General features: G+C 53.7%; 16 protein-coding genes. 10 read left to right on the forward strand and 6 right to left on the reverse strand.

The genetic code is table 11. The annotated features are described in order from the left end of the window. Positions 1–128 precede the first annotated feature (128 nt). Complete coding sequence (locus ACHUEV_RS15025) at positions 129–1,379, forward strand: reverse transcriptase family protein (RefSeq protein ID WP_394181273.1); 1,251 nt, start codon at positions 129–131, stop codon at positions 1,377–1,379. Positions 1,380–1,424: 45 nt separating this feature from the next. Here ACHUEV_RS15025 and ACHUEV_RS15030 read toward each other — a convergent pair whose 3' ends face one another. Then, positions 1,425–2,255, reverse strand: a complete 831-nt coding sequence (locus tag ACHUEV_RS15030; RefSeq protein ID WP_394181275.1) for a universal stress protein — start codon at positions 2,253–2,255, stop codon at positions 1,425–1,427. Between the two features lie 198 nt (positions 2,256–2,453). Here ACHUEV_RS15030 and ccoN point away from each other — a divergent pair, with 198 nt between their 5' ends. From ccoN to ccoP, 4 genes are read left to right on the forward strand one after another with little or no spacing between them, the layout of a single operon-like run. Then, entirely contained in the window at positions 2,454–4,052 is a 1,599-nt protein-coding gene (ccoN, locus tag ACHUEV_RS15035) for a cytochrome-c oxidase, cbb3-type subunit I (protein WP_394181277.1), read from the forward strand. A 12-nt stretch (positions 4,053–4,064) separates the two neighbouring features. Continuing rightward, entirely contained in the window at positions 4,065–4,814 is a 750-nt protein-coding gene (gene ccoO, locus ACHUEV_RS15040; RefSeq protein ID WP_394181279.1) for a cytochrome-c oxidase, cbb3-type subunit II, read from the forward strand. Between the two features lie 12 nt (positions 4,815–4,826). Continuing rightward, positions 4,827–5,042, forward strand: a complete 216-nt coding sequence (locus ACHUEV_RS15045; RefSeq protein WP_394181281.1) for a cbb3-type cytochrome c oxidase subunit 3 — start codon at positions 4,827–4,829, stop codon at positions 5,040–5,042. After that, the gene (gene ccoP / locus ACHUEV_RS15050) at positions 5,039–5,908 is read left to right on the forward strand and encodes a cytochrome-c oxidase, cbb3-type subunit III (RefSeq protein ID WP_394181283.1); all 870 of its coding nucleotides are present in this window, start codon (positions 5,039–5,041) and stop codon (positions 5,906–5,908) included. The genes ACHUEV_RS15045 and ccoP overlap by 4 nt, the downstream gene beginning before the upstream one ends. Positions 5,909–5,994: 86 nt before the next feature. Here the strand turns inward: ccoP and ACHUEV_RS15055 are convergent, their stop codons facing one another. Continuing rightward, a complete protein-coding gene (locus ACHUEV_RS15055) occupies positions 5,995–6,495 on the reverse strand; it encodes an Lrp/AsnC family transcriptional regulator (protein WP_394181285.1) in 501 nt (166 codons plus the stop codon). 165 nt (positions 6,496–6,660) lie between these two features. On the opposite strand from ACHUEV_RS15055, the gene trxB reads away from it, so the two are divergent. Together trxB and ACHUEV_RS15065 are read left to right on the forward strand one after the other, a co-directional pair. Then, positions 6,661–7,602 (forward strand): thioredoxin-disulfide reductase, encoded by a 942-nt coding sequence (gene trxB, locus ACHUEV_RS15060; RefSeq protein ID WP_394181287.1) that lies wholly within the window; start codon positions 6,661–6,663, stop codon positions 7,600–7,602. Positions 7,603–7,850: 248 nt separating this feature from the next. Next, complete coding sequence (locus ACHUEV_RS15065; protein ID WP_394181289.1) at positions 7,851–9,560, forward strand: bifunctional sulfate adenylyltransferase/adenylylsulfate kinase; 1,710 nt, start codon at positions 7,851–7,853, stop codon at positions 9,558–9,560. Positions 9,561–9,621: 61 nt separating this feature from the next. Here the strand turns inward: ACHUEV_RS15065 and ACHUEV_RS15070 are convergent, their stop codons facing one another. Together ACHUEV_RS15070 and ACHUEV_RS15075 are read right to left on the reverse strand one after the other, a co-directional pair. Beyond that, on the reverse strand, positions 9,622–9,846 hold the full coding sequence (locus ACHUEV_RS15070) for a DUF1150 family protein (RefSeq protein WP_106358088.1): 225 nt from the start codon (positions 9,844–9,846) through the stop codon (positions 9,622–9,624). A 5-nt stretch (positions 9,847–9,851) separates the two neighbouring features. Further along, positions 9,852–10,265: an Hsp20 family protein gene (locus ACHUEV_RS15075; protein ID WP_394181291.1), complete on the reverse strand. Its 414-nt coding sequence runs from the start codon at positions 10,263–10,265 to the stop codon at positions 9,852–9,854. Between the two features lie 168 nt (positions 10,266–10,433). On the opposite strand from ACHUEV_RS15075, the gene ACHUEV_RS15080 reads away from it, so the two are divergent. The 3 genes from ACHUEV_RS15080 to ACHUEV_RS15090 all read left to right on the forward strand — a co-directional run bounded on the left by ACHUEV_RS15080 (position 10,434) and on the right by ACHUEV_RS15090 (position 12,276). Further along, positions 10,434–10,652 (forward strand): YdcH family protein, encoded by a 219-nt coding sequence (locus ACHUEV_RS15080; RefSeq protein WP_394181293.1) that lies wholly within the window; start codon positions 10,434–10,436, stop codon positions 10,650–10,652. Positions 10,653–10,721: 69 nt separating this feature from the next. Continuing rightward, entirely contained in the window at positions 10,722–11,210 is a 489-nt protein-coding gene (gene purE, locus ACHUEV_RS15085; RefSeq protein WP_394181295.1) for a 5-(carboxyamino)imidazole ribonucleotide mutase, read from the forward strand. Further along, positions 11,203–12,276: a 5-(carboxyamino)imidazole ribonucleotide synthase gene (locus tag ACHUEV_RS15090; protein ID WP_394181297.1), complete on the forward strand. Its 1,074-nt coding sequence runs from the start codon at positions 11,203–11,205 to the stop codon at positions 12,274–12,276. The genes purE and ACHUEV_RS15090 overlap by 8 nt, the downstream gene beginning before the upstream one ends. On the opposite strand, the gene ACHUEV_RS15095 is transcribed toward ACHUEV_RS15090, so the two are convergent. Both ACHUEV_RS15095 and ACHUEV_RS15100 read right to left on the reverse strand, forming a co-directional pair. Next, entirely contained in the window at positions 12,273–13,004 is a 732-nt protein-coding gene (locus ACHUEV_RS15095; RefSeq protein ID WP_394181299.1) for an esterase/lipase family protein, read from the reverse strand. The genes ACHUEV_RS15090 and ACHUEV_RS15095 overlap by 4 nt on opposite strands. Positions 13,005–13,052: 48 nt before the next feature. Continuing rightward, positions 13,053–13,883: a DMT family transporter gene (locus tag ACHUEV_RS15100; RefSeq protein WP_394181301.1), complete on the reverse strand. Its 831-nt coding sequence runs from the start codon at positions 13,881–13,883 to the stop codon at positions 13,053–13,055. Between the last annotated feature and the right edge of the window lie 3 nt (positions 13,884–13,886).

Genomic DNA, 13,886 nt, shown 5'->3' on the forward strand with positions numbered 1-13,886 from the left:
CGGCCCAGCGCGGGTGATGCACGACCAAGAAAGGCAGAGATCGTTCGTTGCAATCAATTTCCAGCCGTTCGCGCCGAAACTTTGCACGACTGATAGCGCCTAGTCTGGCGAAGTGTCAGTGGACGGTGTTGGCTGTAACTGATGCATTGCTTGGTCGCCTACCTGCGCAATTTCAACGCGAAGCGAAATTGATAGCTGAAGACTTAATTCAGTTACTACCAATGATGACGTCGCCTTCTGCCGCTATGATTGCAATGCGCCTTCTTGAGTGTGACGCATTTGAGCGCGTTTATCGCGAGTGTTTGCGATTGGGTATTTGGCCGGACGTGGATCTGCGGTCAGGAATGATGCTGCCGCTGCCAACTTTTGCTCAGCTGAATATTCCGAACCTTCCGACCGACGCGGACTTAGCTGATTGGTTGATAATTGATAGTGCGCGGCTTGGGTATTTGGCAGATGTCAGTAACCGCCAGAACGATCATCCTGAACCGCGAGTACACCATTATCGCTATGCACTGCGTTCGAAATCGACCGGCGGTCAGCGGGTAATTGAGGCGCCGAAATCCGGTCTGAAATCGCTGCAGCGGCATGTATTGCATGGCATACTAGACAAGGTTCCAGTGCATCCTGATGCATTCGGATTTGTCCGTGGCAAGTCATGTTTGCAAGGTGCCACACGTCATTGCGGCGAAGAGTGTATCGTTAGCTTTGATTTGCAGGATTTCTTTCCAAGCATCCAGTCGATGCGGGTCTTGGGATTGTTTCGTCGGTTAGGTTACCCAGCCTCTGTGGCCCAAATGTTGACAGGGCTGTGCACAACGGCGACGCCGGGACGGGTCCTTGCAGGACTGCCGCCTCAACAACGTCAACAGATGCGCGTGCCGCATTTGCCTCAGGGTGCGCCTTCGTCGCCGGCCTTGGCCAATTTGATCGCATTTACATTGGACCGTCGTTTGGCTGGGCTCGCGGGTAGTATTGGTGCGATATACAGCCGCTATGCTGACGACCTGACGTTTTCTGGTGATATCGGTATCGCGAGAATTCTAATGAACGCGGTACCGCAAATAGTCAAAGATGAGGGTTTTGTAATGAACCCAGCCAAAACCCGGGTCAGTCATCTGTCAGAGCGGCAGACGGTAACAGGCCTAGTGGTGAATCAGCATGTCAACATTTCGCGCAGGCAATACGATCAGATCAAGGCAACCATCCACGCGCTTCGCAGACCGGACGATCCACGTCGAGCAGACCGGGCGTTTTGTTTGTCGCTAGTTGGGCAAATTGACTGGGTTTGTACCGTTAATCGGTCTCGGGGCGAAAAGCTAAAGCGCCAATACAATATCGCAATGGGGACTTCGGGTGAGGGTGGGCGTAGTCTGTGATCCTCCCAGTACACAAACACGACCACCCTGCATGTGCCGCGTTTGTTAACGCGACATCAAGATCGGCCGGTCTGCCATCTCCAGCAGGCTCCGCGTGGTGCCGCCAAAGACAGCTTCGCGCAAGCGGGAATGGCCATAGGCCCCGGACACGATCATCTGTGCGCCTACCTCCCGAGCATGGCGCAACAGCATCTCGGCGATATCTGGCTCTGTTTTTGCAAGAACGTCAACCTGAGTCTTTGCTCCGTGGCGCATTAAATACTGCGCAACGGCTCCGCCGGGGTTAGATCTGTCGGACGCGTGCTTTGGCGGATCGATGATGCAAACGTCTGTTTGCGCGGCTTCCGTCAGGAATGGCAGCGCTGCGCGTGCTGCGGCCAATGCTTCGGCGCCATCGTTCCAGCCGACAATGATGCGGCCATCTTGATCGGGGGCATTGCATCCTTTGGGGATCATAAGAACGGGGCGTTCGGCGGCAAATAGGCTTGCCTCAATGATTGAGGCGATTTCATCATTGCCTTGATAAGCCCGAGAGGTCACCACCAAGTCTGAGAACCGCAAAGAGCGTGCAATGTATCCGGTCAGTGCAGGTCCTTGCACGGCGGCGGATTGCAGAGACCAGCGCACTGTCTCGCCTTTCATTTCGGCGTTGATCCATTTTTCGAGTTCGTCACGTCGCTTGATCGCATCTTTTGTTTGATCCGCAATCAGCATCGCGTCGGCACCCATATAGTAGCTGCCGGTTTCTGTGTGGCTGACTGTTACAGCGTAGATGTCGAGATGCGCATCCATCCGTGTGGCAAGAGCGATAGCGGCATTCAGCCCGTCAACGTCTTCTTTATGCGTAATAATTGTAGAGATGATCTTGTAGGCCATGAGTTGGCATCCCTCTGTTGGATTTTGTCGTTTGGGCGATCGACCACGGGTAACTGCCCTTAATCATCACTATGAGATAGTTGAGATGCGTTGGTCTTGATCCATGTCAAAGACCCGATCTGAAAATCTGCTCAAAAGGGATCACAGAAATAGCTGTCGGGCCGGATTCTAGGCGCGGCAAACGAAGGGGATTCTCTGATGGAGAACTATATTAAGCTGGTCGTGCTGGGGATTATCACCCTGCTTGCGGCTATCGCGGCGAACTGGGGTCGCGATGTCGCCTACGTCGTGCATGCGATCATCATTATGCTGGTGTCGGGTTTTCTGTTTTTGCGTACGCTGCGCCAAACAGATGAGCCGATAAAGCCGGTCGCGACTGACGGTTATATGGATGATGTCGTCCGCGCCGGTGTGATTGCCACCGCGTTTTGGGGTGTTATCGGGTTTTTAGTTGGTGTCGTCATCGCATTTCAATTGGCGTTTCCATTGCTGAATTTTGAAGTTCTTCAACCTTTCGGAAATTTTGGTCGTTTGCGCCCACTGCACACAAGTGCGGTGATTTTTGCCTTTGGTGGTAACGCATTGATCATGTCGTCATTCTACATCGTGCAACGCACATGCGGCGCTCGATTGTGGGGCGGGAACCTGTCGTGGTTTGTGTTTTGGGGGTACAATTTGTTTATCGTACTTGCCGCGACAGGGTACCTGCTAGGGGCTACCCAATCGAAAGAATACGCCGAGCCTGAATGGTACGTTGATATCTGGTTGACCATCGTTTGGGTCGCATTCTTGGCAGTTTATCTGGGCACGATCTTTAACCGCAAAGAAAAGCACATCTACGTTGCCAACTGGTTCTTGCTGTCGTTCATCATCACCGTGGCGATGCTCCACATCGTGAACAACCTTTCTGTTCCCGTCAGTATCTGGGGTAGCAAATCTGTGCAGCTATTTGCAGGTGTCCAAGACGCCATGACCCAGTGGTGGTACGGCCACAACGCTGTGGGCTTTTTCCTGACCGCCGGCTTCTTGGGCATGATGTACTACTTCGTACCCAAACAAGCGGGCCGCCCTGTCTACAGCTACAAGCTGTCGATCATTCACTTTTGGGCGCTGATCTTTCTCTACATCTGGGCTGGTCCACACCACCTGCATTATACCGCGCTGCCTGATTGGGCATCGACGCTGGGCATGGTGTTTTCGATCATCCTTTGGATGCCTAGCTGGGGCGGTATGATCAACGGCCTGATGACCCTTCAAGGGGCATGGGACAAGCTACGCACCGATCCGATTATTCGGATGATGGTCATCAGCCTCGCGTTCTATGGGATGTCCACTTTTGAAGGACCGATGATGTCGATCCGCGCCGTGAACAGCCTGTCACACTATACCGACTGGACCATTGGGCACGTGCACTCTGGCGCACTTGGTTGGAACGGGATGATCACATTCTCTGCGCTGTATTTCTTGACACCACGTCTGTGGGGCCGCGCGCAGATGCATTCGATGTCGGCTATCAACTGGCACTTCTGGTTGGCCACAATCGGCATCATTCTCTACGCGGCGTCCATGTGGGTCACCGGTATCATGGAAGGCCTGATGTGGCGTGAAGTCGATGCAAACGGTTTCCTTGTGAACAGCTTTGCCGACACTGTTTCCGCCAAACTGCCCATGTATATCGTCCGCGGTTTGGGTGGGGTCATGTACCTAGCCGGTGCGCTGATTATGGCCTGGAACATGTTCATGACCATCAAAGGTGGCGCGCGCCAAAAAGCCTTTGTTGGCGTCCCAGCAGAATAAGGATCAGGAACAATGTCTGATACAACACCTACCAAAGGCTTCCTGGCCAAACACGCTGCATTAGAGCGCAGCCCAACCTTGCTGTTCGTTTGCTCTCTGCTTGTTGTGACTGTGGGCGGGATCGTAGAAATTGCACCGCTGTTCTACCTTGAGAATACCATCGAAGAGGTCGAAGGCGTGCGCCCCTATTCCCCGCTAGAACTGGCGGGCCGGGATATCTATGTACGCGAAGGCTGCTATGTCTGTCACAGCCAGATGATCCGCCCGATGCGTGACGAGGTCGAACGCTATGGCCATTATTCGCTGGCAGCTGAATCGATGTATGACCACCCGTTCCAATGGGGTTCAAAGCGCACAGGGCCTGATCTGGCCCGTGTTGGCGGCAAGTATTCTGATGCTTGGCATGTGGATCACCTAATTGATCCGCAATCCGTGGTGCCTGAATCGGTGATGCCGGGATACGGCTATCTGATGGATGCTGAAGTGAACGCAGAATATGCGGCAGACGTCGTGGCAACCCATCGGATTGTCGGTGTTCCCTATACCGAAGAAATGATTGAGGTCGCTGCATCTGATGTTTTGGCACAGATCGATCCCGACAGTGACTCTTATGATGATCTGCTTGAACGATATCCCGGTGCGCAAATCCGTAACTTTGACGGCGCGCCCGGCGTGTCTGAAATGGATGCGCTTGTGGCCTATCTGCAAATGCTGGGTACGACGGTTGATTTCTCGACCTTCACCCCAGACGCCAGCCGCTAAGGAGTACTGACAATGGATACCTATTCATTCTTACGCCAACTCGCCGATAGCTGGGTTCTACTGGCAATGACGCTGTTCTTTCTTGGGGTCATTGTATGGGCGTTCCGGCCCGGCAGCGCCAAGGTTCATGCCGAAACCGCAAGCATCCCATTTCGTAACGAAGTTAAGCCAGGCAGCGTTGAAACTCCTGCCGGCGACGACCCCAAAGCCAAGGAGCTGCAACCATGAGCAGCGATAAAAAAGACATTGATGAAGTCACCGGCACTGACACAACGGGCCACAGCTGGGACGGTATCAAAGAGCTGAATAATCCGCTCCCTCGTTGGTGGTTGTGGACGCTTTACATGACCATCGTTTGGGCGATTGGGTATTCGATTGCCTATCCTGCGTGGCCAATGATTTCCGGCGCGACGACAGGTGTACTTGGCTATTCGACCCGCGCAGAAGTCGCGGCCGACATCGCACGGTTTGAAGAGGCCAACGCTGGGATTTCAGCGCAACTGGCCTCTGCAGATTTGACGACCTTGTCCGAGAACGAAGAGCTGATGCGATATGCAACGTCAGCCGGGGCGGCCGTGTTCCGCAACAACTGTTCACAATGCCATGGTTCTGGTGCCGCGGGCTCTAAGGGTTACCCCAACCTGCTTGATGATGATTGGCTGTGGGGCGGTGATTTTGAAAACATCAGCTACACTATCCGTCATGGTATCCGAAACGAGGAAGACTGGGATGCGCGCTATTCTGAGATGACAGCGTTTGATGAGATACTGACCAATGATGAAATCGACGCGGTAGTGCAACACGTACGCGCCATTTCGAACCAAGAGCATGACGCGGCAATGGCCGAACAAGGTGGCATAATTTTTTACGATAACTGTGCCTCGTGCCACGGTGACGACGGAACTGGGCTACGTGATCTTGGTGCGCCAAATCTGACTGACGCGATCTGGCTTTATGGCGGCGACGTTGACGCGCTAGAGGAAACTGTTCGCTACGCCCGTTTTGGTGTTATGCCAAACTGGGGAACACGATTGTCCGAAGCGGAAATTCAAGCGGTCACTGCATATGTTCACCAATTGGGTGGTGGTGAATAAGAATCACAGGCACGTACCGTCTGTTCGCGCATTGGTACGTGCTTAGTGAAGGGGGGCATCTGCGAGGGCAGGTGCCCCTTTTCAGTTTATGCTTGTTGGGCAAGCCGTGCTTCGAGCACGTCAAATGGAACGCCGGGTTCATCTTTTGCACCACGGATGACCAATGACGTTTTCACAGAAGCAACGTTCTCTGCGCTGGTCAATTCTTCGGTCAGGAACCGTTGGAATGTCCGCAGATCAGGGGCCACACATTTCAGGATAAAGTCTACTTCGCCATTCAGCATGTGGCATTCACGTACCAAGGGCCAACCGCCGCAGCGTTTTTCAAATGCGCTTAGGTCGATTTCGGCTTGGCTCACCAATCCGACCATCGCAAAAACCTGCACCTCAAAGCCGAGCTCACGCGAGTTGACCTCTGCGTGGTAGCCTTGGATAAACCCTTGTTCTTCCAGCGTTCGTACACGACGCAGGCATGGTGGGGCTGAGATCCCTACACGTTTGGCCAGTTCTACGTTGGTCATGCGACCATCCGCCTGAAGCTCTGCCAGAATCATGCGGTCAATTTCGTCAAGTTTAGTGCCCGGCATCGGGGATCCTCTGTATTTTTGCAAATACTACGCAGTTGTGAGTGTCGGCGCAATATTATTTCAATGTTCGGTAATTAACGAACCGCGCAACTCAGCTATGCGTGGTCTTTTAACCTGCGGCGTGCACCGCTATATCAAAGCGGATTCATTTAAAAGAGGCCAATCATGTCCGATACCCGTCACACCAAAGTTCTGATCATCGGCTCTGGTCCGTCTGGCTATACGGCGGGGGTCTATGCGGCCCGCGCGATGCTGGAACCGATCCTAGTTCAAGGCATCGAGCCCGGTGGCCAATTGACCACAACAACCGAAGTCGAAAACTGGCCGGGTGATACAGAAGTCCAAGGTCCAGACCTGATGGTTCGCATGGAAGCACACGCCCGCGCGATGGGTTGCGAGATTGTCGGCGACATCATTACTGAGCTGGACCTGCAAAACCGTCCGTTCTCGGCAAAGTCAGACAGCGGTACAGTTTATACTGCCGATGCTGTGATCCTATGCACTGGTGCGCGCGCGAAATGGCTGGGCCTTCCGACCGAAGAAAAGTTCAAGGGCTTCGGCGTTAGTGCGTGTGCGACGTGCGACGGTTTCTTTTATCGCGGTCAAGAAATTGTTGTTGTCGGTGGCGGCAACACTGCCGTGGAAGAGGCATTGTTCCTTACCAACTTTGCATCCAAAGTGACCCTGATCCACCGCCGCGACGAACTGCGCGCTGAAAAAATCCTGCAGGATCGGCTGGAGAAGAACCCGAAGATCGAAACCCTTTGGTTCCATGAAGTTGACGAAGTCTATGGCACAGACAGCCCACTTGGCGTCGAAGGGATCAAAGTTAAGCACACCAAGACAGGCGAGATCACCGATATCCCTGCGAAAGGCGTGTTTATCGCGATTGGTCACGCCCCTGCATCTGAACTGGTCAAAGATCAGTTGGAACTGCACAGTGGTGGATATGTTGCGGTAGAACCTGGCAGTACACGCACAGCGATTCCCGGTGTATTTGCTGCAGGTGACCTGACCGATCACGTTTACCGTCAGGCTGTGACATCTGCCGGCATGGGGTGCATGGCCGCGCTTGATGCAGAACGGTTCTTGGCTGAACAGGAATAAGTTACGGCTAAGTCAAAGCAAATTGGTGCCGGGCATTTTGTCCGGCATTTTTTGTGGTGCTTGTCTCATTCGTGCTTGGCGCAATAGTAAGACTGACGGTCTAATAGTCGTATAAAGCCACCGCTTTGGTTCTATGGGGTGAGTGAAGATGCGAATGACTGTCTTTTTTGTTGTATTGTGCTAGACAATGCCCGCAGCACGGGTTTATCCCGCGCGGCAAGTTGCCCATCAATAGTCAGAGAGTAATCATGCCCCAAGATTTGGCCCCGATCCCCGAACTATATGTGTCCTACGACAGTGCACAAAAACTCAAAACTGAAGCCGGCGATCTGGTAAGCCATGATCTGAGCCCTCGCCAGATTTGTGATCTGGAACTGTTGATGAATGGTGGCTTCAACCCGCTGAAGGGCTTCCTTTCCGAGGAAGACTATAACGGCGTTGTCGAGAACATGCGCACCGCTGATGGCACGCTTTGGCCTATGCCTATCACGCTCGACGTTACCGAAAAGTTCGCAGAAACGGTCGAACTTGGTCAAGATATCGCATTGCGTGACCAAGAGGGTGTTATCCTTGCGACGATGACAGTCACTGATAAATGGGTGCCGAACAAATCACGTGAAGCTGAAAAAGTATTCGGCGCTGATGACTTGGCACACCCAGCGGTCAACTATCTGCACAACCATGCAGGCGCTGTTTACCTTGGTGGTCCGGTCACTGGTATCCAACAGCCCGTACACTACGATTTCCGCGCTCGTCGTGACACACCCAACGAACTGCGCGCTTATTTCCGCAAAATGGGCTGGCGCAAGGTTGTTGCGTTCCAAACACGTAACCCGCTGCACCGTGCGCACCAAGAACTGACATTCCGCGCCGCCAAAGAAGCGCAAGCAAACCTGTTGATCCACCCTGTTGTTGGCCTGACAAAGCCGGGTGACATTGATCACTTTACACGCGTGCGCTGCTACGAGGCTGTTCTGGATCAATACCCAGCATCCACAACGTCTATGTCACTGCTGAACCTTGCGATGCGTATGGCTGGTCCGCGCGAGGCGGTTTGGCACGGCCTGATCCGTAAGAACCACGGCTGCACACACTTTATCGTTGGTCGCGACCACGCTGGGCCCGGTAAAAACTCGGCTGGTGAAGATTTTTATGGCCCATATGATGCGCAGGACCTGTTCCGCGAGCATCAAGAGGAAATGGGCATCGAAATGGTCGACTTTAAGCACATGGTTTATGTGCAGGACCGTGCCCAATACGAACCAGCCGATGAGATCGCAGACAAGGATGACGTGACCATCCTGAACATCTCAGGCACTGAATTGCGTCGCCGTCTGGCCGAAGGTTTGGAAATTCCTGAATGGTTCAGCTTCCCAACTGTGGTCGAAGAACTACGCCGCACACGTCCTCCACGGGCAGAGCAGGGTTTCACCGTGTTCTTCACCGGTTTCTCTGGTTCCGGCAAATCGACTATTGCGAACGCACTGATGGTTAAGCTGATGGAAATGGGCGGTCGCCCGGTGACATTGCTTGACGGTGATATCGTTCGTAAGAACCTGTCGTCCGAGCTTGGCTTTAGCAAAGAGCACCGTGATCTGAACATTCGTCGCATCGGTTATGTGGCATCCGAGATCACCAAAAACGGTGGTATCGCGATCTGTGCGCCGATTGCGCCTTACGCGTCAACACGCCGTGCCGTTCGTGAGGATATCGAACAGTTCGGTGCTTTCATCGAAGTGCACGTTGCAACGTCGATCGAGGAATGCGAACGCCGTGACCGTAAAGGCCTGTACAAGCTAGCACGTGAAGGCAAGATCAAGGAATTCACCGGTATTTCTGACCCGTACGATGTGCCAGAAAACCCAGAGCTAAGCCTTGAGACCGAAAGTGTCGAAGTGGATAACTGTGCGCATCAGGTGATCTTGAAGCTTGAAAGCATGGGCCTGATTAAAGGCTAATCCATCGCTTATCGTAATTTTAGGCCAGTCCAATGAATGGGCTGGCCTATTTTGTTTCTGCTTAGTGAACTGTCACTGGGTTCATGTCGTTTTCACGGGCTAGGTGGAACGCCAGCTTGCGGTTTGCAACCAGCGCCAGCTGTTCACCTTCGGCATTGTGCACCGCGAATAGCGTTTCCAAATCACCGACCTGTTCGCGCATGTCTTCGGGCAGATCCGCTGCTAGGACGGGCTTCACGTATACGATGTCTGATGCCAGCTCGTTGATATCGAATTTAGTGTCCATGGCTTTTATCCTTTCCGAATATTTATTGTTTGCACGACGCGGTCAGGGACGGCGCGCGTGAGGTCCACATGCAAAAGTCCGTTTTCCATAACGGCTTCGCCAACGTCGACACCGTCAGCCAGTACAAACGAGCGCTGGAACTGGCGGGCAGCAATGCCGCGATGCATGTAGATACGGCCCTCGGCGTCGTCATCTTGACGACCGCGGATGACCAGCGAATTATCCTCGACCGTGATCGCCAGATCGTTTTCGGCGAATCCAGCAACTGCTAGTGTGATCCGGTAAGAATTATCCGAAGTTTGTTCTATATTATATGGAGGGTATCCGTCGTTTCCGTTTTTGGCGGTGCGTTCGACCAGCCTTTCCAGCTGTTCAAATCCCAGTAGGAACGGATGGGTTCCCAAAGCAAGTTTCGTCATAAGACATGCCCTTCGTTAAGCGACTGTCGCAATTTAGGTCCCGATTTCGGCAACCTTTGTAAAAATATGGGGGCCACAGGCGAATTGATCAAGAGCAAGTATTAGGATGATTTCTTTGCAGCCTTTATCTATAGAGCTGTAAGGAACTGATAACTAGGTAAGCTGTCGATGAATAACTCCGCTAAAATGGATCAGATTGAGGTATTGCGCGTCAAACTGGAAGTTTTGCGACAGGAGCATCGTGACTTGGACGCCGCAATCGCGGCACTTCACGAAAACCCAACAGCCGATATGTTGACCCTCAAACGCCTTAAGCGACAGAAACTGATGCTCAAGGATCGTATCGTCGTACTAGAAGACCGTATTTTGCCTGATATTATCGCCTGATAGGCCGTTGCAGGTTTGACCGCCTTGGCTATAGTGCCGCTTCCTTTTGAAACCGAGGATAAGAATAGTATGACGCAACCTTTGGTCGGCATTATTATGGGTAGTCAGTCGGACTGGCCTACCATGCGAGAAGCGGCGGAAGTCCTCGATGAATTGGGCGTTCATTATGAGACGAAAATCGTTTCGGCGCATCGCACACCTGATCGGTTGTGGGATTACGGTAAGACAGCGGTTGATCGCGGTCTGCAGGTTATCATTGCCGGGGCAGGGGGCGCGGCCCACCTACCGGGTATGATGGCATCCAAGACGCGCGTTCCTGTTGTTGGCGTACCTGTTCAGACAAATGCGCTGTCAGGCGTTGATAGCCTATATTCAATTTTGCAGATGCCACGCGGTTTTCCCGTTGCGACAATGGCGATCGGGGCGGCTGGCGCAAAGAATGGCGGCCTGATGGCTGCAGGAATTCTTGCGCTGCAAGATCCAGCACTGGCCGAACGGTTGGATGCTTGGCGCACAGCACTTTCAGACTCTATTCCGGATGAACCAACAGATGAATAAACCGCTGCCCGTCGGGGCCACGATTGGTATTTTGGGTGGCGGCCAGCTGGGTCGCATGTTGTCTGTCGCGGCATCACGCCTTGGCATCAAATCACACATCTTTGAACCGGGCGCGAACCCGCCAGCGGGCGAGGTCGCGGACAAAATCACGACCGCAAGTTATGATGATGTTGAAGCGCTGACCGCCTTTGGTAAGTCCGTCGATGTCATCACTTACGAATTCGAAAACATCCCGACCAGCGCGCTCGATTTACTTGAATCCTTGGCGCCAATACACCCGGGTCGTCAGGCATTGGCAACAAGCCAAGACCGTTTGACAGAAAAGACATTCTTGCAGGGGCTTGGTTTGCAAACCGCACCTTTTGCGGATGTCGCAAACGCGGATGATCTGGCCAAGGCGATTGCTGAAATCGGCACGCCTGCGATCTTGAAAACCCGGCGTATGGGTTACGACGGCAAGGGCCAAGCCCGCATCATGTCGCCAGAAGACGCCGACCAGGCACTGGCCGATATGGCAGGTGCGCCCGCCATTTTGGAAGGCTTTATTAATTTTAGCCACGAGGTGTCGATCATTGGCGCGCGTAGCCCGGACGGTGCTGTTGCCTGCTATGATCCCGGCGAGAACGTCCACGAGGACGGGATTTTACGCACAACGACCGTGCCTGCCAAGCTAACACCAAGCCAGCGCACTGATGCTGTCCTGCTGGCTGCAAATATCCTCAATGCGCTGGATTATGTTGGTGTGATGGGCGTTGAGCTCTTCGTCACGCCAAATGGTTTGATCGTGAATGAGATTGCGCCACGCGTGCATAACTCTGGTCACTGGACGCAAAACGGCTGCACGATCTGTCAGTTTGAACAACACATCCGTGCTGTGGCAGGCTGGCCGCTGGGCAGCGGTTCGCGGCATTCGGACGTTGTGATGGAAAACCTGATCGGCGACGATATGGACCGCATACCAGAATTGGCGCAGACTGACGCTGCAATCCATCTGTATGGGAAGGCTGAAGTAAAGCCGGGCCGTAAAATGGGCCACGTGAACCGGATTGTTAAGGCAGCGACTTAGTCTGCCTTTTCCGTACCAAAGATAACGCCTGTTAGGCTGAGGTCATGATCGAATCTTCCTTCTTTCAGGAAGAATAGGACCTCTTCGATGACCAAAGGGTTGTTCATCATGAAGGTGTGGGTGACGGGCAGCACGATCTGGTCCGTCATCCCATCCAGCCTGGTTGACGCGACAGATACCTTGCCGTCGTCAGGGCCTTCGATTAGCGCGGAGTAGACCGGGTTCAGGGTGCGATCACCAGCGATCACCCCAATCTCATAGGGTAGGTATTCAAGGCTATTGGGCACGCTATCTGGCTCTGTGCCGAGCTGTAGGCCAGCCGGGCCATTGACCCATTGAAAGGGTTCAAAATCGCCAAAGATATCGACAAGCTCTGACCCGGCATTCGGTGGCCCAAGCATGACGACGCGGCCCATTTGCTCTGGTCTGTTTTCAGTGAGCCACAGCCGCACCAAAATACCGCCCATGGAATGGGTCACAAAGTTGATGCGTTTATCGCCACAGGCCGCGACATCTTCGGTCACGTACTCATCGACCAATGTTTGGATCGGAGCCTCGGTCGAGGGGTATCCGCGGTTTACAACCTGATAGCCTTCTTCCTCGAGCACCAACTGCAACGGGGTAAGCGACATTTCCGTCCGGGCAAGCCCATGCAAAAGCACAACACATTCCTGTGCCGATGCGGCGGTCGCGGACAGACTAAGGGCGGCGGCAATGAATGTTTTCATGCAATTATAGTTAGCACTGCATTGGCTTTGTAAAAGGGGAACGGAACGTCATTTTTGCCCGTATAGCGAAACTGCTATGCCACCCAGCACAAGCACACCTGCAATGGTCATTTTTAGGCTGACGGTTTCACCCAAGAACAGGACTCCAAAAGCGACGGCGATCACCGGAACGCTTAGCTGTGCGATGCCTGCGATGGTCGTCTGAAGGCTAGGTAAAACGCGGTACCACAATGCATAGCCGAGCCCGGAGGTGATAGCGCCCGCTGCAATGGCGGTCACAATCCCCATTGGCGCTACTGGGTCGCGGTTGATGAAGCCGATCGCGACAATCAGCACGCATAAGAGAAAGTTGCTCGCGGTTGCGCCTAGAGGGTCTGCCTCACGCCTACCTAACAATGTATACGCGCCCCAACCCACGGCTGCAGCGATCATCGCCGTGATGCGGGCCGCAGGCATCGGGCGGATTTCTGATGGCCATAGCAGAACGCATAACCCGCCAAGTGCGATGAACATGCCTAGCCAGCGTTGGGCCGACACCGCCTGTTTCTCAATGATGGCCCATCCGAAGATGACGACCTGCAACGCACCAAATAGGATCAACGCACCAATGCCTGCATCAAGGCTTTGGTAGGCCCAGGAAAACCCGATCATATATGTCGCAAGCGCCACTGCGCCCGCCAATCGTTTTGGCGATACGATAACCGGCGCGGGGGTCTTGCGAAGCGCGATCAAAACCCAAAGCATGGCAGCCCCGGCAGCGACACGTATCGCAGCAAAGCTCATCGGGCTCATGTCATAGTTCGCGACACCGATCCGGTTCAAAACAGAGTTTGCCGCAAAGGCGGTCATGGTTAGCGCCACAGCTAAGAAGAGCTTCATAGT

The sequence above is a fragment of the Yoonia maritima genome (assembly GCF_043641945.1).
GTDB lineage: Bacteria > Pseudomonadota > Alphaproteobacteria > Rhodobacterales > Rhodobacteraceae > Yoonia > Yoonia maritima_B.

What these genes read in the sequence shown, in the direction of transcription:
- ACHUEV_RS15090 (WP_394181297.1), top strand. Translation starts at nt 11,203, where the DNA reads ATGAATAAACCGCTGCCCGTCGGGGCCACGATTGGTATTTTGGGTGGC.
- ccoP (WP_394181283.1), top strand. Translation starts at nt 5,039, where the DNA reads ATGAGCAGCGATAAAAAAGACATTGATGAAGTCACCGGCACTGACACA.
- ccoO (WP_394181279.1), top strand. Translation starts at nt 4,065, where the DNA reads ATGTCTGATACAACACCTACCAAAGGCTTCCTGGCCAAACACGCTGCA.
- ccoN (WP_394181277.1), top strand. Translation starts at nt 2,454, where the DNA reads ATGGAGAACTATATTAAGCTGGTCGTGCTGGGGATTATCACCCTGCTT.
- ACHUEV_RS15055 (WP_394181285.1), bottom strand. Translation starts at nt 6,495, where the DNA reads ATGCCGGGCACTAAACTTGACGAAATTGACCGCATGATTCTGGCAGAG.
- ACHUEV_RS15045 (WP_394181281.1), top strand. Translation starts at nt 4,827, where the DNA reads ATGGATACCTATTCATTCTTACGCCAACTCGCCGATAGCTGGGTTCTA.
- purE (WP_394181295.1), top strand. Translation starts at nt 10,722, where the DNA reads ATGACGCAACCTTTGGTCGGCATTATTATGGGTAGTCAGTCGGACTGG.
- trxB (WP_394181287.1), top strand. Translation starts at nt 6,661, where the DNA reads ATGTCCGATACCCGTCACACCAAAGTTCTGATCATCGGCTCTGGTCCG.
- ACHUEV_RS15030 (WP_394181275.1), bottom strand. Translation starts at nt 2,255, where the DNA reads ATGGCCTACAAGATCATCTCTACAATTATTACGCATAAAGAAGACGTT.
- ACHUEV_RS15065 (WP_394181289.1), top strand. Translation starts at nt 7,851, where the DNA reads ATGCCCCAAGATTTGGCCCCGATCCCCGAACTATATGTGTCCTACGAC.
- ACHUEV_RS15100 (WP_394181301.1), bottom strand. Translation starts at nt 13,883, where the DNA reads ATGAAGCTCTTCTTAGCTGTGGCGCTAACCATGACCGCCTTTGCGGCA.
- ACHUEV_RS15095 (WP_394181299.1), bottom strand. Translation starts at nt 13,004, where the DNA reads ATGAAAACATTCATTGCCGCCGCCCTTAGTCTGTCCGCGACCGCCGCA.
- ACHUEV_RS15080 (WP_394181293.1), top strand. Translation starts at nt 10,434, where the DNA reads ATGAATAACTCCGCTAAAATGGATCAGATTGAGGTATTGCGCGTCAAA.
- ACHUEV_RS15075 (WP_394181291.1), bottom strand. Translation starts at nt 10,265, where the DNA reads ATGACGAAACTTGCTTTGGGAACCCATCCGTTCCTACTGGGATTTGAA.
- ACHUEV_RS15070 (WP_106358088.1), bottom strand. Translation starts at nt 9,846, where the DNA reads ATGGACACTAAATTCGATATCAACGAGCTGGCATCAGACATCGTATAC.